The organism is Ruegeria marina, assembly GCF_900101475.1.
GTDB classification, from domain to species: domain Bacteria; phylum Pseudomonadota; class Alphaproteobacteria; order Rhodobacterales; family Rhodobacteraceae; genus Ruegeria_B; species Ruegeria_B marina.
The window spans coordinates 62159-79598 of the sequence record NZ_FMZV01000007.1 but is presented as its reverse complement, the minus strand read 5'-3'; the positions used below and the strand labels follow the sequence as shown (position 1 = coordinate 79598).

Annotated in this window: 15 protein-coding genes; 2 read left to right on the top strand and 13 right to left on the bottom strand. The window is 63.5% G+C overall.

The features are described from left to right. Positions 1 to 21: 21 nt before the first annotated feature. Positions 22 to 1671: a GMC family oxidoreductase gene (locus tag BLT75_RS11570; protein ID WP_093031724.1), complete on the bottom strand. Its 1650-nt coding sequence runs from the start codon at positions 1669 to 1671 to the stop codon at positions 22 to 24. 102 nt (positions 1672 to 1773) lie between these two features. On the opposite strand from BLT75_RS11570, the gene BLT75_RS11565 reads away from it, so the two are divergent. Further along, entirely contained in the window at positions 1774 to 2670 is an 897-nt protein-coding gene (locus BLT75_RS11565; RefSeq protein WP_093031384.1) for a LysR substrate-binding domain-containing protein, read from the top strand. Positions 2671 to 2678: 8 nt separating this feature from the next. On the opposite strand, the gene BLT75_RS11560 is transcribed toward BLT75_RS11565, so the two are convergent. The 4 genes from BLT75_RS11560 to gcvT form a co-directional block, all read right to left on the bottom strand. Continuing rightward, a complete protein-coding gene (locus tag BLT75_RS11560) occupies positions 2679 to 3530 on the bottom strand; it encodes an HTD2 family dehydratase (protein WP_093031382.1) in 852 nt (283 codons plus the stop codon). Between the two features lie 91 nt (positions 3531 to 3621). Then, positions 3622 to 6477 carry an aminomethyl-transferring glycine dehydrogenase gene (gene gcvP / locus BLT75_RS11555; RefSeq protein WP_093031380.1) on the bottom strand — a complete coding sequence of 952 codons (2856 nt, stop codon included), beginning with the start codon at positions 6475 to 6477 and terminating at the stop codon, positions 3622 to 3624. A 57-nt stretch (positions 6478 to 6534) separates the two neighbouring features. Further along, a complete protein-coding gene (gcvH, locus tag BLT75_RS11550; RefSeq protein ID WP_093031378.1) occupies positions 6535 to 6900 on the bottom strand; it encodes a glycine cleavage system protein GcvH in 366 nt (121 codons plus the stop codon). Positions 6901 to 6939: 39 nt separating this feature from the next. Continuing rightward, positions 6940 to 8037 (bottom strand): glycine cleavage system aminomethyltransferase GcvT, encoded by a 1098-nt coding sequence (gene gcvT, locus BLT75_RS11545; RefSeq protein ID WP_093031376.1) that lies wholly within the window; start codon positions 8035 to 8037, stop codon positions 6940 to 6942. 310 nt (positions 8038 to 8347) lie between these two features. Between gcvT and BLT75_RS11540 the strand changes: the two genes are divergently transcribed. Then, positions 8348 to 8962 (top strand): helix-turn-helix domain-containing protein, encoded by a 615-nt coding sequence (locus BLT75_RS11540; RefSeq protein WP_093031374.1) that lies wholly within the window; start codon positions 8348 to 8350, stop codon positions 8960 to 8962. Between the two features lie 37 nt (positions 8963 to 8999). On the opposite strand, the gene BLT75_RS11535 is transcribed toward BLT75_RS11540, so the two are convergent. The 8 genes from BLT75_RS11535 to BLT75_RS11500 are packed head-to-tail and all read right to left on the bottom strand — an operon-like array spanning position 9000 to position 17410. Continuing rightward, complete coding sequence (locus tag BLT75_RS11535) at positions 9000 to 9374, bottom strand: c-type cytochrome (RefSeq protein WP_093031372.1); 375 nt, start codon at positions 9372 to 9374, stop codon at positions 9000 to 9002. A 41-nt stretch (positions 9375 to 9415) separates the two neighbouring features. Continuing rightward, entirely contained in the window at positions 9416 to 9934 is a 519-nt protein-coding gene (locus BLT75_RS11530; RefSeq protein WP_093031370.1) for a nitrous oxide reductase accessory protein NosL, read from the bottom strand. Then, a complete protein-coding gene (locus BLT75_RS11525) occupies positions 9931 to 10752 on the bottom strand; it encodes an ABC transporter permease (RefSeq protein ID WP_093031368.1) in 822 nt (273 codons plus the stop codon). The genes BLT75_RS11530 and BLT75_RS11525 overlap by 4 nt, the downstream gene beginning before the upstream one ends. Further along, positions 10749 to 11642 carry an ABC transporter ATP-binding protein gene (locus tag BLT75_RS11520; protein WP_093031367.1) on the bottom strand — a complete coding sequence of 298 codons (894 nt, stop codon included), beginning with the start codon at positions 11640 to 11642 and terminating at the stop codon, positions 10749 to 10751. Before BLT75_RS11520 ends, BLT75_RS11525 begins: the two co-directional genes overlap by 4 nt. Continuing rightward, positions 11632 to 12888, bottom strand: coding sequence for a nitrous oxide reductase family maturation protein NosD (locus BLT75_RS11515; RefSeq protein WP_093031365.1), 1257 nt, complete (start codon positions 12886 to 12888; stop codon positions 11632 to 11634). Before BLT75_RS11515 ends, BLT75_RS11520 begins: the two co-directional genes overlap by 11 nt. Before the next feature lie 3 nt (positions 12889 to 12891). Continuing rightward, a complete protein-coding gene (gene nosZ / locus BLT75_RS11510; RefSeq protein ID WP_093031363.1) occupies positions 12892 to 14799 on the bottom strand; it encodes a TAT-dependent nitrous-oxide reductase in 1908 nt (635 codons plus the stop codon). 14 nt (positions 14800 to 14813) lie between these two features. Continuing rightward, a complete protein-coding gene (locus BLT75_RS11505) occupies positions 14814 to 16991 on the bottom strand; it encodes a NosR/NirI family protein (RefSeq protein ID WP_093031361.1) in 2178 nt (725 codons plus the stop codon). After that, complete coding sequence (locus BLT75_RS11500) at positions 16982 to 17410, bottom strand: DUF2946 family protein (RefSeq protein WP_093031359.1); 429 nt, start codon at positions 17408 to 17410, stop codon at positions 16982 to 16984. Before BLT75_RS11500 ends, BLT75_RS11505 begins: the two co-directional genes overlap by 10 nt. Positions 17411 to 17440: the final 30 nt, after the last annotated feature.

The window sequence follows — 17440 nt, the reverse complement described above, 5'->3', positions numbered from 1 at the left end:
TGTTAATTTATGCCGGTCTTCCTACGCCGCAGCCTGGGCCGAGTTGTCTTCCATGACCATTTTTGCCGCTCTGGCCGCCAGCATCATGGTCGGAGCGTTGGTGTTGCCGGAGGTGACATTCGGAAATGCCGAGGCATCGATAACACGAAGCCGCCCGATCCCGTGAACGCGTAAACGGCTGTCTGTTACAGAAACATCCTGGCTATCCCCCATGCGGCAGGTGCAGCTGGGGTGATAAACGGTCCCGGACCGCTGGCGAAAATTATCGAGCAGTTCCGGATCGTTCATCTCCAGAATATCCGGCGCGCGCCGGGCCCGTGTCACGTTGCGCAGACTTGACGTTTGCGCCAGCTGTTGAAGCAGGCGGCTGGCAGCGACAGCGATCTGCTGATCTTCGGGAGTGGAAAGCGAATTAGGCTGGATACGCGGCTGCGCCGAGGGATCGGCGGAGCTAAGGGCGATCCACCCCCGGCTGGTTGGCCGGCAGGGTTGCACGCACAGGAGAAAACCGTTGTCCCGATCGACTTTCGGCGTCCCTTCGGGCAGGATCGCATAGCTTGCAGGGTTGCAGTAAACCTGAACATCCGGAACAGGCGCGCCGGCTGTCCGAAGATAGCCGCTTACCTGGTTGACCGGGACAGACAGCGGCCCGCTGCGGTTCAGCAGATAGGCCACTCCAGCCCGCACTTGTCCAGTCCTTCGCCCAAGCAGGCTGTTCAGCGTCGGTTCGGTCGCCCAGTAGAAATGGGAAACCGCCAGATGGTCCTGCAATCCCTTTCCAACCTGCTGATGGTTCAGGACGACATCGATACCGTGTTTCCCGAGATCCGACGCAGGGCCGATCCCGGACAGCATCAGCAACTTGGGCGAATCCACTGCACCCGCACTCAGGATGACCTCTCGCCGCGCCCGTGCTTCCTGAACCGAACCGTTCAACCGGTATCTCACGCCGGTGGCCTGCCTGTCGCGCATCAGGACCCGCTCGACCAGAGCGCCGCTGATGATCGACAGGTTGCGACGCTTCTGCGCCGGTCGCAGGAAAGCGTCGGCGGCGGACCATCTTTGCCCGTTCCGCACGGTCGCGCGCATATAGCCCATCCCTTCATTGGGGTGATGGTTCATGCCTTGCTGCCCGGCATCGTTCAGATCGTCCAGGACAGGCCAGTTCAGCTCCCGGGCCGCTTCCAGGAAATGGCGGCTGAAGGGCGACATGGCGTTCTTGAGGTCGCTGACGATAACGGGCCCCGACCCGCGGACCGTTCCATCCGCTTCAACGACGGTTTCGAGCTCCTCGTATGTCGCGCGCACGGCTTCCCAGTCCCACCCGGTGGCCCCGGCTTTTTCCCAATCGTCAAAGTCGTGCGGCAAACCGCGCATGTAGGCCATCGCGTTGATCGAAGAAGAACCGCCGATGACCTTGCCGCGCGGCCAGTATCCGGACTTGCCGCCAAGCCCCGCATCCGGCTCGGTCTGGTATTTCCAGTTCACCCGTCCATCCGAAAAGGTCAGACCATAGCCCATCGGCATCTTGATGGAAAACTTGCGATCGCTGCCGCCGGCTTCGATTACCAATACGGTGAACCGCCCGTTTTCAGACAGTTTATCGGCAAGAACACACCCTGCCGAGCCCGCGCCGACGACGATGAAATCAAATTCTGGCGCTTCAGTCATGATCGATCTTTCGGAAAATCTGCTGGCACTTTCCAAAGGAAAATTGGACAAATCAAACGATGCGTTTTAAGCCTATGACCAAACTGAGATTGAAGGTCGACCATGCCCACCCTGCCCCATGTGACCTGGCTCAAGGCATTCGAAGCGGCCGCACGACACAACAGTTTTTCCTCTGCGGCGGCTGAACTGAACCTGACGCCGGCCGCCGTCAGCCAGCAAATCCGTCTGCTGGAACAGCACCTCAAGGCGCAACTGTTCCAGCGTTTGCCGCGCGGGGTCAAGTTGACGGATATCGGGTTGGCCTATGCGCAAACGATCCGCAAAAGCTTTGACGAGATGGCGGCCGCCACCGATGGCCTGTTCGGCAAACAGCGCAAGAGAGAGGTGCGGGTGCGCGCGGCGATTTCCAGCGCGACCCTGGTGATCGCGCCGCGTCTGGCAGAGTTCCAGAACGCACATCCGGACGTGATTGTCCGTTTTGTAACCTCGATCTGGGCCGATCGGTTCGATTTGTACAATCTCGATCTGGATATCCGCTGGGGTCTGGGGACCTGGGACGAACCATTGGTTCAGCATCTGGGCCACGAATCTGCGGTGCCGGTCTGCCATCCTGACTTCGCCGCGGCCCTGGGTAATGCGCCCGATGTTGCGGCCCTGGCGCAGTCGCAGGTCGTGCAGATCATCGGGTCGGAAACCGACTGGCGCAAACTTTCGGACCTGCATGGGCTCAACATCGGACCGACAGCCGACTGGATGTTTGCCGACAGTTCGCTGAGCGCCTTGCAGATCGTCAGCGCCGGTACCGGCGTAACCATGGTGCTGGAAAGCTTTGCCCGCCCCTATCTGGAACGGGGCGAGCTGATCGTGCCGGTCGAGTGCAAACTGCCCAAACGCCGGGCGCATTACCTGGTGACCCGCGACGAGGCGGCCCAGCGTGACGAGGTGCGCCAGTTCGCGGCGTGGATCACCGGGCTTTATCGCGACCTGTTGTCGGACTAGGCCAGGGTTCAGGCGATCGTGGCGCGCGCCTGCATCGCAAGTGCTCCGTCGTGCCGCCGGGCCCAGAGCCGGAAGGTCCGGCCATCCGGTTCGGCGGCGCCATGCACCGAGAAATCGGTGGTGTCGAACACGGTCGAGACTGCGCGGAACTCGAAGCTTTGCACGGTGGCTTGCGGTTTCTCGCGGCGCAGCAGGTCAAGCAGCAGCGTGGCCAGCAGGGGGCCATGCACGACCAGCCCCTCATACCCTTCGGTGGTGACACAGAACGGCTGGTCATAGTGGATGCGGTGGCCGTTGAAAGTAAGCGCTGAATAGCGGAACAGCATGACCGGGTCAGGGTGTATATCGCGGGCGAAATCCCAGCTATCGGGGGCTTTGGGCGGCGGCGGCACCGGATCGCCCGGTTTGGCAGCCTCGCGGTAGACGATGTCGTGTTCTTCCTCCACGCACAGTGTCTCGCCGTCGAACACCTGATGCCCGACGGTGACAAAGACAAGCTGGCCTGTTCGCCCCTCTTTCGGAACGACCGAGCGGACGGTGGAAACCTTGCGCAGCGCGCGTCCGATCCTGAGCGGTTCGAGGAACCGCAACCGACTGCCCGCCCACATCCGGCGCGGCAAGGGCACCGGCGGCAGGAAACCGCCAAGCGCCGCATGCCCGTCATAGCCTGCGTCGGACAGTTTGTAGACCGGCAGGAAGTGCATCCAGTGCCAGAGCGGCGGCAATTCCGAGCCATCTGCATATTCGGGATCATCACGATCCAGCGTTGCTGCCAGGGCATTGGCAGGGAAAGGCGCAATGCGCTCGCTGCGCGTCTCGCTCCGCCCGATCCAGGCAGTCAGGTCGAGGTCATTTGTCATGCCGCAAGGTTGTGGTGCGCCACCTGCCCGCTGTCAATTGTTTGCGGCCGCGCCGGTTCGATACAGCGCGGCCGCCTTGTCGGTAGTCGCCTTATTCGGCGGCTTCCTCATAGGCGCTCATCGGCGGACAGGTGCAGACCAGGTGACGGTCGCCGTAAGCGTTGTCCACCCGGTTGACCGCCGGCCAGTACTTGTCGACGCCCAGATTGCCCGGCGGGAAGCAGGCCTGTTCGCGGCTATAGGGCCGGTCCCACTCGCCCACCAGGTCACGCACCGTATGGGGGGCGTGTTTCAGCGGGTTGTTCTGCGGGTCGATCTTGCCGTCGATGATGTCCTGCGCCTCGGCCCGGATCGACAGCATCGCCTCGCAGAAGCGGTCGAGTTCTTCCTTTGGTTCCGATTCGGTTGGTTCCACCATAAGCGTGCCCGCCACCGGCCAGCTCATCGTCGGGGCGTGGAAGCCACTGTCGATCAGGCGCTTGGCCACGTCATCCACCGTCACGCCGCCCTCGTCGTTCAGCGGGCGGGTGTCGAGGATGCATTCATGCGCGACCCGCCCGGTTTCCGAGGTGTAGAGGATCGGGTAGGCGTCCTTGAGCCGGGCGGCGATGTAGTTGGCGTTGAGGATCGCAACCTTGGTGGCTTGCGTCAGTCCTGCGCCGCCCATCAGCAGCACATAGGCCCAGCTGACCGGCAGGATCGAGGGCGAGCCGAAGGGCGCGGCCGAGACCGGGCCGACGGCGGTGCCATATTCCGGATGGCCCGGCAGGTGTTCGGCCAGATGCGCCTTGACCCCGATCGGTCCCATGCCGGGGCCGCCGCCGCCATGCGGGATGCAGAAGGTCTTGTGCAGGTTCAGGTGGCTGACGTCGCCGCCAATGTCACCCGGCCGCGATAGGCCGACCATGGCGTTCATGTTGGCCCCGTCGATATAGACCTGGCCGCCATGTTCATGGGTGATGTCGCAGACCTCCTGCACGGTGGTCTCGAACACGCCGTGGGTCGAGGGGTAGGTGATCATGCAGGCCGCGAGATTGTCGGAATGCTCGGTCGCGCGGGCGCGGAAATCCTCGACGTCGATGTTGCCCTTGTCATCGGACTTGATCGGCACGACCTTCCAGCCGACCATCTGCGCCGAGGCAGGATTGGTACCATGGGCCGAAGTCGGGATGAGACAGACGTTGCGATGTCCCTGCCCGTTGGCGAGGTGATAGTTGCGGATGGTCAGCAGACCCGCATATTCGCCCTGCGCGCCCGAATTGGGCTGCTGGCTGATCGCATCGTAACCGGTGATCTGGCAGAGTTTCGCGTTCAGGTCCGCGATCATCTCGTGATAGCCCCTCGCCTGATCCACGGGGACAAACGGGTGCAGATTGCCGAATTCGGGCCAGGTGACCGGGATCATCTCGATGGTGGCGTTCAGCTTCATCGTGCACGAACCCAGCGGGATCATCGCCCGGTCGAGCGCGAGGTCGCGGTCGGCCAGGCGGCGCATGTAGCGCGTCATCTCGGCTTCGGCCCGGTTCTTGTGGAAGATCGGGTGGGTCAGATAGGGCGTCTCGCGCAGCGCATAGTCCGGCAGGCGGTAGTGCTTGATCGAACTGTCGTCCTTCTTGTCTATGCCGAAGGCGCCCCAGACCGCTTCGATGGTTTCCGAACGGGTCTGTTCGTCCAGACTGATGCCGATGCGGTCGTTACCGACCTTACGCAGGTTGACGCCGTGGGCGACGGCGGCTTCCATCACGGTCTTCTGGAGCGGGCCCACCTCGACGGTGATGGTATCGAAAAAGACCTCCGGTTCCACCTTGAAGCCGTGCTCCTCGAGCCCTGCGGCAAGCCGCGATGTCTTGCGATGCACCGATTGCGCGATGGCCTTGATCCCGTCGGGGCCGTGATACACGGCGTACATCGACGCGATCACGGCCAGCAGCGCCTGCGCGGTGCAGACGTTCGAGTTGGCCTTTTCCCGGCGGATGTGCTGTTCGCGGGTCTGCAAGGCAAGGCGGTACGCCTTGTTGCCGCGCGCGTCGATCGACACGCCGATGATCCGGCCCGGCATCGCGCGCTTGAGCTTGTCGGTTGTGGCCATATAGGCGGCGTGGGGTCCGCCATACCCCATCGGCACGCCGAACCGCTGGGTCGAGCCGATGGCGATGTCGGCGCCCATTTCGCCCGGGCTTTTGAGCAGCGCCAGCGACAGGATATCGGCGGCGACGATGGCGATGGCATTGTGTTCGTGCAGCGCCGCGATTTCCCTGGTGAAGTCGCGCACATGTCCATAGGTGCCCGGATACTGGAAGATCGCGCCAAAGACGGCGCCGGCTTCTAATTCGTCAGGATCGGCGACCTTCACGTCGATGCCCAAAGGTTCGGCGCGGGTCTTGATCACGGCGATGGTCTGCGGGTGGCAGTTCCTGTCGACGAAGAAGGCGGCATTGTTGGCCTTGGACCGCCCGCCGCGCTGTGCCATGGTCATGGCTTCGGCGGCGGCGGTGGCCTCGTCCAGCAGCGAGGCGTTGGCAATGTCCAGCCCGGTCAGGTCGCTGACCATGGTCTGGTAATTGAGCAGCGCCTCGAGCCGGCCCTGGCTGATTTCCGGCTGATAGGGCGTATAGGCAGTGTACCACGCCGGGTTTTCCAGGATGTTGCGCAGGATCGGCGCCGGGGTGGTGGTGCCGTAGTATCCCTGCCCGATCAGCGAGGTGAGAACCCTGTTCTTCGATGCAACCTGTTTCATGTGGTAGAGCACATCGCGCTCGGTCATGGCCGGACCCCAGTCCAGCGGTTCCTTCTGCCGGATCGACGGCGGCACGGTGGCGTCGATCAGTTGATCCAGCGTCTTGAATCCGATCACCTGCAACATGTCGGCCATCTCGCGAGGGCTTGGGCCGATGTGGCGGCGATTGGCGAAATCATAGGCTTCGTAATCGGTGAGCTTGAAGGCCATGGGTCCGGGTCCTTGTCAACGGAAGGTGTCCGCCGGCGGGTCCGGCGGGAAACAGGTTTAGCCGATCAGGTTCTTATAGGCAGCCAGATCCATCAGCCCGTCAAGCTGCGAGGGGTCGCTGAGCTTGATCTTGTAGATCCAGGCGTCGCCTTCGGGGCTTTCGTTCAGCGCGCCGGGGTTGTCGGCCAGGGTCTCGTTGACCTCGACGATTTCTCCATCAACGGGGGCATAGATTTCCGACGCGGCCTTGACCGATTCGATCACGCCGATTTCGTCGCCTTGCGCGAACTCGTCGCCTTCTTCTTTCTGTTCGATGAACACGACCTCGCCCAGTTGTTCGGCGGCGTGCTTTGTGATGCCAAGGATGGCGATGTCGCCTTCGACGGTGATCCACTCGTGCTCTTCGGCGTAATAGGTGCTCATGGGAGAGGGCCTTCTGTTGGACTGGGCTTGAATGCCAGGTCAGCGTTTGTAGTTCTGGGGTACAAAGGGCAGCGCCACGATCTCGGCCGGTTGCGCCTTGCCGCGGATGATCAGGTTGACCTTTTCGCCGGGCGTGCCGTGGCCGGCCGAGACATAGCCCATGGCGACCGGTCCGCCGACGGTGGGGCCGAAACCGCCCGAGGTGATCTCGCCGATCGTATTGCCTTCGAAACTCTGGATCTCGACATGTTGGCGGGCGGGCGCGCGGCCTTCGGGCTGAATGCCGACCAGCTTGCGCGGGGCGCCTTCGGCGATTTCCTTCAGGATGCGGTCCGCGCCGGGAAATCCGCCCTCTTCGCGGCGGCGTTTCTGGATCGCCCAGAGCAGGCTGGCCTCGACGGGCGAGGTGGACTGGTCGATGTCGTTGCCATACAGGCAAAGCCCCGCCTCCAGCCGCAGGCTGTCACGTGCGCCGAGACCGGCCGGTTCGCAATCGGGATGCGCGAGGAACAGTTTCGAGAGGCGGATGGCCTCGGTCTCGGGGATCGAGATTTCGTAGCCGTCCTCACCCGTGTAACCCAGCCGCGAGATACGGCATTCGACGCCGTCGATCTCTCCCAGCGTGGTTTCCATGAATTTCAGGTCGCGTGCGGCGGGGCAGAGGCTACCCACCACATCCTCGGCGCTGGGGCCCTGCACGGCAACAAGCGCACGGTCGAATATCTCGGTCACCTCTACACCATCCAGATGTGCGGCCATGTGCGGGATGTCCTGATGGCGCAGCGCGGCGTTGACCACGACAAAGAAATAGTCGCCCGCGTTCGACACGATCAGGTCGTCCATGATGCCGCCGGCCTCGTTTGTGAAGAAGGCGTAACGCGCCTTGCCGACGGGCAGGGTCGTGAACACCTGCGGGCACAACTTTTCGAGTTTCGCCCCGATATCTTCGCCGCGCAGGATCACCTGTCCCATGTGCGACACGTCAAAAAGTGCGGCTTTTTCCCGGCAGTGCCTGTGTTCGGTCATGATGCCGGCGGGATACTGGACGGGCATTTCCCATCCGGCGAAATCCACCATCTTGCCGCCAAGTTCGACATGCAGGTCATAAAGCGGTGTGCGTTTGGGCGTGTCTGACATGATCTGGTTCGTCCTTGATCTTAGGTCATGACCATGCGCTGGCTGGACAGCAGGTCGGTGTCGAGGTCAGCCCGGCGTGCGGGTCACAGGATGGGTCCTGGTGACCATTTCTGCCGATCGGAGCCGTAACTGACGCTTCCACAGCTTACCCCTTGAATGTCGCGGCGCGCACGGACTGTATTCCATGGCGCACAATCATTTTTCTCCTATAGGAAACTTTTCCCTTATTGGCAACAAAAGAATTGATCAGGAAAATGGGAACACGCTATGATCAAACCCGGACTTTCCGACAAAACCAAGGGATGCGCGCATGGAACCGGTTCTGACAGAAGACGAGGGGATGAGCGCCGAAGGGTTGGAAGCACCCGATGGCGAAACGCTTGGCCGGATGATTCGCGATGCCCGTAAGGACAAGGGCATGACGCTGGAAGAGGTGGCGCGGGCCGCCGCAATCGGCCGATCGACCCTCTCGAAGATCGAAAACAACCAGACACGGGCCAGTTTCGACATCATCCGCCGCCTGATGCAGGCGCTGGACCTGGAAACGCCGCAGCTCTTCGTGCAATCGGGCAAGAGCGACATTTCCGGCCGCCGCGATTTCACCCGCAAGGGCCAGGGCGAACACCAGGAAACCCGCACCTACGATCACGAGCTGCTGTGCACCGAACTGACCAGCAAGCGCATGCTGCCCTATATCAGTACGATCAAGGCCCGCGACGTCAGCGAGTTCGACACCTGGGTGCGCCACCGGGGCGAGGAGTTCATGTTCGTGCTCAGCGGCGAGGTGACGCTTTATACCGAACACTACCGCCCCTTGCAGATGAAGGCAGGCGACAGCGTCTATTACGACAGCGGCATGGGCCACGGGTGCGTCTCGACCAGCGCCGAAGACGCTCGGGTGCTGTGGGTTTCGCTGGATGGCTGACGCGCGCGGCAGGTTTCCCTGCCGCGCCGTCGGCAGATCAGAACCCTTGCAGATAGGAAATCACGTTCTCGATCTCGTCTTCCTTCCGGAGACCGGCAAAGGTCATCTTGGTGCCCTTCATGAAATCCTTGGGCTTGGCGAGAAAGGCGGCCAGGTTCTCCTCATCCCAGACCAGCCCGCCGGCGGCGGCTTCGGTCAGGGCGTCTGAATACTTGAACCCGTCGACCTGGCCTGCGGGGGCGCCGACGATGCCATTCAGCTGCGGCCCTACCTTGTTTGCGGCACCCTCGCCCACCGCGTGGCAGGCCTTGCACTTGTTGAACACCTTTTCGCCCTTGGCTGCATCGCCATCGGCCAGCGCAGGCACGGCCAGCGCGGCGGCAAGCGCGGTCAGGATCAGTCCGGCTTTCATTATCTCTGTCTCCTTCTTGGTTGAGGTTGGTCTTTGCTTGCTCATGCCGGGTTTTGCAGCGGCTGGTTCAGGTCGACCGGTCCCAGAACCTCGGCATCGGGAATGGCGTCGAGCTGCAAGGCCCGCCCGCCATAACGCGTAATGAAGCGGTCAGCCGCCGACGGATCGCCAAAGGGGACGACTTCGGGCGCGCCCATGCCGCCGGCCACGCCTGCACCGACCACGAAAACCGCCTTGTCCGCAGCGATCCAGTTCGTTGTGCCGGGTTCTGCCCAGCTGACCGCCGCGCCCATGTCGCTGACATAGACGGCAGTGATCTCGGCTTCGCGTTCGGGGCTTTTCAGATAAGTCACCAGATCACGCACCTGGGCGAAAAAGATCGGGGCCGGGTACCCCTGGAGATGGATCTGGCCCTTGGGACCACCATGCTCGGCGACGTTCATCTGGCAGAAATAGCTCAGGGCGGCCTCGGTCAACGCGACCGGTTCCGGCGCGATGGCCGCCTTTTCTTCCTTGCAGGCGGCAAGGGCCACAAGGGCAATGAGGGCAAGACGTTTCATGGTTCGACCCTCCGGAACGCGGCGCGGGCCAGGATCAAGCCCAGAACGGGCCAGACCAGCAGCGATGCGGGCGCCGCCCAGACCGGCAGGGCCTGCGCCGCGCCGGTCATGCCCGAGGCCATGGCGACCCCTTCGGTGGCGGCGATGTTCCACAGACGGAATGCGTCGGCCGGGTTGGCCACCATCACCCAAGGGAAGACGGATCGGGTGAAGGTGCCGCCCTGATCCATGACCACGGCCCCCAACAGCCCCAGGTCATAGAGGACGACAAAGACGAGCCAGAGCCCGGCCGACAAACCCGCTGCCGCCGTGGCGCCCCGTGCCAGGGCCGACAACAGGTATCCAAGCGCCAGGAACACGGCGCCCAGCAGGATCGAGGTCAGGATGAGACGCAGCAGCGCCATCAGGCTTTCGGCGCCTGCCCCGCCGAACCAGGCGGCCACCGCGCCGGCGGTCCCGAACCCGACAGTCATGGCAAAGGCAAGCGCGGCCAGATGCGCAGTGAATTTGCCCAACAGGATCTCGCCCCGCCCCGAGGGATAGGACAGGAGCAACGCAAGGCTGCCCCGGTCGACTTCGCCCGCGATGGCGTCAAAAGCGATCATCAGGGCCAGCAGAGGCGCCAGATAGACGCTGAGCGTCGTCATCGAGGCAACCGAGATGGTCAGCATGTCGACGCCCAGCGTACCCGTGGGCGCGCTGCCGGCGAAGGTCAGCGCCAGCGCGAAGAGCACCATGATCAGCGTCGCGACCAGAAGCCAGCGGTTGCGGCGCAGGACCAGCATTTCGGCGCGGGTGATGGCAAGAAAACGGGTCATTGCACGGTCTCCCTTGCATAGTGGCGATAGAGGTCTTCCAGCTTGGGCGGGGTCATTTCCAGATCGGCCACCGCCTCGCCCATGGCGGCGATGCGGCGCAGCGCCTCCATCTTGTCGGTCGGTGAACAGAGCAGTTCGACGGAGGCGCCGTTGACGCGGTTGCCACCCAGCCGGGCCGCGAGCGCATCGGCGTTTTCGGTCGCGCGCACCCGCATGCGGATCGGCAGGCCGGCCAGCGCAGACAGATTGGCCAGCGTGTCATCGGCCACCTTCACCCCCTTGCGCAGGATGGCGATGCGGTCGGTGCGGGCTTCGACCTCGGTCAGGGCGTGACTGGCGATCAGCACCGCCACCCCCTGCCCCGCCAGCTCGTCGATGATGGCATAGAGATCCTGCCGCGAGATCGGGTCGAGGCCCGAGGTGGGCTCGTCCAGCAGGGCGACGCGGGGTTTGCCCAGCAGCACCTGCGCAAGGCCAAGCCGCTGGCGCATCCCCTTGGAATAGGTGCCAATGCGACGGTCCAGGGCGTCGGCCAGGCCGACACGATCGAGCAGCGCCGGGATGTCGGGGCGTTCACCGGACAGGCGGGCAAAGAGCGTCAGTTGTTCGCGCCCGGTCAGGGCCGGATGGAACGAGACTGCTTCGGGCAGATAGGCGGTATCGCGGCGGGCCCGGGCGCTGCCGGGGGCCGCATCGCCGATGCGGATCGTGCCGCTGTCGACCCGGGTCAGGCCGAGAATGGCCTTGATCAGGGTCGACTTGCCGGCGCCGTTGTGGCCGAGAAGCGCCACACGCTCGCCAGGGGCAAGATGCAGCGAGACATCGTTGAGAACGCGGGTCAACCCGCGGTCCTTGCTGAGGGTTTCGATGGTCAGGGCCTTATCCGTCATGAGGCACCTTTTTCATTGCTGGGGGTTTGGGGGCTTTGATCAGGGGGTGGCTGTCGATCACGCCGCCCGGCAGCAGTGCCGGGAAGGCGGATTGCGACCAGCGCACCAGCTGCACGGCGGGGGAGCCGAGCAACAGCTTGGCTGCGGGTTGGGTCCACAGCACATGGTCCATACTGTCGTTGGGGCGATAGGGGGCGTCGGCGATGCCGTCGCCGTTGACATCATAGGCGGCAAAATCGGACCAGTAGTTGCCGCGCCCGTCCTCGGACCATTCGACCCAGCGGGTCGACACGTATTTCACCTGGGTCCGGTTGCCGACAAAGGCGTTGCCGACGATCCGGTTGCGTTCGGACCCGGCGGTGAAATGGATGCCGATGCCGCAGCCTTCGAACCAGTTGTCGGTGAAGTCGTTCTTGTTGGCATTGTAGAGGAAGGTGCATTTCTCCTTTGCCCCCTTCACCACATTGCCCGAGATCACGCTGTCATTGGCATAGTTCAGCATGACCCCGTGTTCGCGGTCGCCGACCGAGACATTGTTCAGCACCTTGACCCGGCTGGTGAACATCACCGCATAACCCAGGTCGTTGCCGATCGAGACATTGCCCGAAACCTCGGAATTGTCGGCGTACATGTAGTGGACCGCAAAGCGCAGGTCTCGGAACAGGTTGTCGCGGAAAACATTGCGGCGCGAGGAATTCACGAAGATCCCGTCGCGGCCGTACTGGATATCGTTGCCCTCGACCACCGAACCTGGCGCGTTCCAGACATAGACACCGTTGCCGCGCGCATTCATGTGGCGGTCCGTGCGGCCCTCGATCCGGTTGCCCTTGACAAGGGCATCCCTGGCGCCATGAATATCGACCCCGTAAAGGTTGCCGATCAGCACGTTGTCTTCGACTACAGGCGCACGGGCGGTCTTGGTCAGCTTGATGCCGCTGTCGATCCCGTCATGGTCCGAGCCCGAGCCGATCACGGTGAGCCCGCGCAGGATGACATCCGGGCCGGTCACGGTGATCACGCTGCCCGCACCCTGCCCGTCGATTGTGGCCTGTCCCAGCCCGTCGATCGTGACGGGCCGGTCCAGCACCAGTGTCTCGGCATAGCTGCCGGGCGCCAAGCGGAGGGTGTCGCCATCCGCCGCCCGGGCCAGGGTCGCGGCGATGGCCCCCGCCCGGTTGGGCACGTCCCAATCCGCCGCCCACAGGGGCGTCGCGAACAGGAGCGGTATCAGCAGGGGCCAGCGCATGGGTCATGCTCCTCTGGGTTCTACAAGCATCCGGCCGCGCATTTCCATGTGCAACGCGTGGCAGAACCACTGGCAATAGTACCAGTGCACGCCCGGACGGTCGGCAATGAAGGTGACCGAGGCGGTGGCCTGCGGCCCCACTTCCATGGCGATGCCGAAATTCGCCATGCAGAGGCCGTGGGTCACATCGTCCACGTCGTCCAGGTTGGTGACAAAGATCGTCACCTCGTCGCCCTGTTTCACCGTGAACTTCTCGATGCTGAACTGCGGCGCCTGGCTGGACATGTAGACCCGCACCTTGTTGCCGTCACGGATGATCGTGTCCTGCCAGTCGTCCAGATCGACGCCATCGGCCTCGGCCTGCTTGCGGGCCTCGGCCCACATCGGATCCTGCCGGTTCCAGACGCTGAGCGGGTTCACCTTGGACCTGTGCACGATGATCGAATCGTGCGGCTCGGCAAAGGTCGGCCCGTCGTGCACCACTTTCATCTTGTCGCCGGAAATGTCGATCAGCTGCTCGTTCTCGGGCTTCAAGGGGCCAACGTTCAGGAACCTGTCCTTCGAGAACTTGTTCATCGAGATCAGCCACTTGCCGTCGGCCTCGGCGGTTTCACCCATCGAGGTCGAGTTGTGGCCCGGCTGGTACTGCACATCGACCTTGTCGAGGATCGGGTCGACATCGGCGCCGGCATAGGCCTCGATCGCCTTTGCGATGTTCCACTTCACCACCTGGCTGTCGAGGAACAGCGTGGTATAGGCGTTGCCCTTGTTGTCGAAGGCGGTGTGGAGCGGCCCGAGGCCCAGCTGCGGTTCGGCCACGATGGCCGAGCGCGGATCGGCGTTGTCGGAAAACAGCGCGTCCACCTTCTCGACGTCGATCACCGACACGGTCGGGCTGAGCTTGCCGTTGATCATGATGTGCCGCCTGTCGGGTGCGGCGTTGCAGCCATGCGGGCTGTTGGGGATCGGGATGTAGCGGGTGTAGTTCTTGCCCGAGCCCTTGCGCCCGTCCACGACCTTGACGCCGTTCAGCTCCTGGTAGTCGCCCGCGGCGATGCCGGCCTCGATTTCCTTGAGGTTGAAGACGACCACGTGGTCCAGCTCGTTCTCGGTCATCTCGGCCAGGTTCATGCCCATTTCGGAGTTGTACGAGGTCGAGAAGGCGTATTTGCCCTGATAGTCGCAATCAGTGTTGTCGAGGTTGCCCGACACGATCACCTGCCAGGCGATTTCCATGCTGTCACCGTCGATGGCGGTGAAGATGTTCACGTATTGCGACGGATCGTCGAGGATCTGGCCATCGTTGACCAGAGGCGCCTCGTGCTCGCCGTTGGCAAAGACATAGCCGGTGCGCGGGTATTTCTGCGGGCGCAGGCCGTGGATGTCATGCGCGTTGGGGATCTCGATGATCTTGTCGCATTTCATCACGTCGCAGCGCACGCGAGCGACGCGGGTGTTGGCCTTGTCGTTCATGAACAGGTAGCGGCCGTCATAGGTGCCGTCGGTGAACGACATGTGCGGGTGGTGCAGGTCGCCGTTGTCATAGGTGACCTTGCCGTTGGCGGCGAGGTAGCGTTTGGTGTCCTCGGTCAGGCCCTCGGTCAGGATCTTGAGGCTTTCGTTGGTCTGGCCCCAGCCGGTGGCCGAGCAGCGGTTGAACACCGGCACCCGCATCAGCTCGCGCATGGACGGGATGCCCAGGATGCGCAGCTCGCCGGTCTGGCCCGAGGACCAGAAGCCGTAATATTCATCCAGCTCGCCGGGTTCGAGGTTGACCTTGGCGGCGGCGGATGCCTCGCGCGCGGTCATCAGCGTGGCACCCAGGCCGGTGCTGGCGAGAACGGCCCCGGTGGCAGTCGCGCCCAACAGGCCGCGGCGGGTAACGCTCAGGTTCTTATCGTGGTCCGACATGATCGTTCCTCCTTTCAGGAAACTTCTTGCGGTTTGGCGTTTGGATGGTTCGCCGGTGGGTGTCCGAGATTGAGTTTCGGGTCGACCGACCCGGTCCGCGCCCGCCGCTTCAACTGGCGGATGACGACGGGGCATTTGGTCTCGGACTGGTAGAGCACCTGGCAATGCAGGCAGGTGATGCATTCGTTCGGGTTGATCTCGCCCGTGGGGTGGATCGCCTGAACCGGGCATTCGTTGGCGCAGGTCTGGCAGGGGTTGCCGCAGTCCTTGTAGCGGCGCAGCCAGTCGAACATGCGGATGCGGGCCGGGATCGCCAATGCCGCGCCCAGCGGGCAGAGGTAGCGGCAATAGAACCGTTCGATGAAGAGGCCGATCAGCAGCAGAAGCAGCGCAAACACCACGAAAGGCCAGTCGCGCATGAATTTCAGGATGATCGCGGTCTTGAAGGGCTCGATCTCGGCATAGGTTTCGGCCAGCGGGATCGAGACAAAGCTGATCCCGAAAAGACCGAGGAAGATCATGTATTTCACCGGCCAGAGGCGTTCGTTCAGCCCCCAGGGCAGGCTCCATTGCGGCAGGCGCAGGGCTCGGGCGATTTTGTTGGTCAGTTCCTGAAGCGCACCGAACGGGCAGAGCCAGCCGCAATAGGCGCCCCGGCCCCAGAAGATCAGCGCGGCGGCCACCGCGAACCACTGGATGAACACCAGCGGGTCGAGCAGAAAGGCATCCCAGGTGAAGCCCGTGCGCAGGCTGCCGGCAAGCGCCATCAGGTTGACGACACTCAGCTGTGCATTGGCGTACCAGCCGATGAAGAACAGCGTGGCGGACAGATAGGCGACGCGGAACCAGTAGAACACGCGGGCGTTCATCGTGGCCTGGAACTGGAAGAAGAAAGTCGCGGTCAGGATCAGTAGCATTGCGCAGAGGATGGCGATTTCCGTGGTGCGATCCTTCCAGATCCGCTGCCACAGCGCGGCCTTGGCGGCAGCCTCGCCGGTGGCGTCCTCGACAACGGCAGGGGCAACGGCAGGCAGCAGGAAGCGTTCCGGCAGGCGGTAGCCCAGATCGAAGGTGAGGAAGCTCTTTTCCACCGCGCCCACCGCCCGCTGTACCAACAGTTGCAGGCGGAAGGGGGCGGCCGGGTCGAATTCGGCATCGGCGGGGATCTTGAAGATGTCGAGCTCGGTAAAGGCGGGGGCGTCGGGCGCCGCAACCGCACCCAGCCGGCGTTGCTGGCGGTCGAAGAAGCGGACCGAGCGGTCGCCCTGGATCAGCTGGATCCGGTCGAAGATTCCGCCGCGCACATAGCCCGATCCCTTGAAGCTGTAGGTCCCGCGCCCAAGCACGAGGATGGCGTGTTCGCCCGGCTCCAACCAATTGACAAGATTTTCATATTCCGCCTCGCCCAGCAGGGTCCGGCCGATCTCGGGAACTGACACGAGGGCCAGGTTCATGTCGATGAACGTGTCTTCGGGCGCGCCGGTTTCGGGGCGTTTGATGGCGCGGGCATCGCCAGTTGCCTCGAAGGCGGCGTTGATCTGGCCCACGTCCAGCGTCATCCGGCGGATCGAGCCGTCGCCCGACAGCGTGGTCCAGTCGCTGCTGCCGGTCTGGGTCATGTCGATCTCGCGGCGGGGGCCTACGGGGGCGGCGGGCGACAAACCGCCCAGACCCAGCGCACGCGCCACCTTGAGACCCGCGCGCACGAGGCTGTCGTCGATCACCATGATGGTGACCGTGGCGCCCGAGATGATGTCGAGATCATGCCCCTCGCCGCCGGTCTCGGCCTCGCGCTTGAGGTCGAGCCCCTTGTAGCCTTCGGTGAGTGCGACCATTTTCGAATTGGGGATGCCAATCAGAACAATGGGTTCCGAGTGCGCCACCAGCTTGACGCCGGTCAGGACGGCATCCGCGTCGATGGCGGCGACCACGTGAATGGGCTTGCCCGAATAGCCGGTCGTGCCGACAAAATCAGAGGTCAGAAAGGCCCAGGCGACGGGTTCGCCGGCCTTGAGCACGGGGGCCACCATCACATCTTCGCGGACCGGACCGAAAGCATCGGCGCCGGGGGCGAGATCGGCCGGGGAAATTTCGGGAAGGAAACTGGCCAGGCTGTCGGCGCGGGCGGTGACAGCCAGCAAGCAGGACAGTGTAAGGACCAACAGGAATTCAGCTGCGCGTTTCAGGAGCATGGCGCTTCTCCGATATTTTGGATGGACGCCGGATACGCGCACGGGGGACCGCGGGTTTCTGGCCTTAGACGGGGTGAATTGACCGTTTTGTACTGGCGTCGCAGGGGCGATTGACCGTTTTGTAGCGCTACGAACGGGACCCATCCGGACAGGTCGGGCACCGGGGCTTCAGCGGTCAAGGCGCAGAGCGCGCAGTCAGCGCACCGGGGACAGGGCGCGTTCGGGTCGGGGGTTTCGCCCTCGGTGACCTGCACCCAGACCGCGCCGCCGTCGGAACAGATCTCGATCCAGTTGCCCTGCCCGGCCTGCGCCAGTTGCGGTGCCACCATTTGCAGCAGCAGGAGCAGGATCGCGGCGCAACCAGCCAGCGCGCGCAAGGCGCGGTGGGGCAGGTTTTCTATTTTGCGCCGACAGGACATGGGGGCTCCGACTCGGGGTTTATGGTTGTT

Coding starts and splice junctions, on each gene's coding strand:
- BLT75_RS11565 (WP_093031384.1), top strand. CDS start 1,774: ATGCCCACCCTGCCCCATGTGACCTGGCTCAAGGCATTCGAAGCGGCC.
- BLT75_RS11560 (WP_093031382.1), bottom strand. CDS start 3,530: ATGACAAATGACCTCGACCTGACTGCCTGGATCGGGCGGAGCGAGACG.
- BLT75_RS11530 (WP_093031370.1), bottom strand. CDS start 9,934: ATGAAACGTCTTGCCCTCATTGCCCTTGTGGCCCTTGCCGCCTGCAAG.
- gcvH (WP_093031378.1), bottom strand. CDS start 6,900: ATGAGCACCTATTACGCCGAAGAGCACGAGTGGATCACCGTCGAAGGC.
- BLT75_RS11540 (WP_093031374.1), top strand. CDS start 8,348: ATGGAACCGGTTCTGACAGAAGACGAGGGGATGAGCGCCGAAGGGTTG.
- BLT75_RS11535 (WP_093031372.1), bottom strand. CDS start 9,374: ATGAAAGCCGGACTGATCCTGACCGCGCTTGCCGCCGCGCTGGCCGTG.
- gcvT (WP_093031376.1), bottom strand. CDS start 8,037: ATGTCAGACACGCCCAAACGCACACCGCTTTATGACCTGCATGTCGAA.
- BLT75_RS11500 (WP_093031359.1), bottom strand. CDS start 17,410: ATGTCCTGTCGGCGCAAAATAGAAAACCTGCCCCACCGCGCCTTGCGC.
- BLT75_RS11520 (WP_093031367.1), bottom strand. CDS start 11,642: ATGACGGATAAGGCCCTGACCATCGAAACCCTCAGCAAGGACCGCGGG.
- gcvP (WP_093031380.1), bottom strand. CDS start 6,477: ATGGCCTTCAAGCTCACCGATTACGAAGCCTATGATTTCGCCAATCGC.
- nosZ (WP_093031363.1), bottom strand. CDS start 14,799: ATGTCGGACCACGATAAGAACCTGAGCGTTACCCGCCGCGGCCTGTTG.
- BLT75_RS11515 (WP_093031365.1), bottom strand. CDS start 12,888: ATGCGCTGGCCCCTGCTGATACCGCTCCTGTTCGCGACGCCCCTGTGG.
- BLT75_RS11570 (WP_093031724.1), bottom strand. CDS start 1,671: ATGACTGAAGCGCCAGAATTTGATTTCATCGTCGTCGGCGCGGGCTCG.
- BLT75_RS11505 (WP_093031361.1), bottom strand. CDS start 16,991: ATGCTCCTGAAACGCGCAGCTGAATTCCTGTTGGTCCTTACACTGTCC.
- BLT75_RS11525 (WP_093031368.1), bottom strand. CDS start 10,752: ATGACCCGTTTTCTTGCCATCACCCGCGCCGAAATGCTGGTCCTGCGC.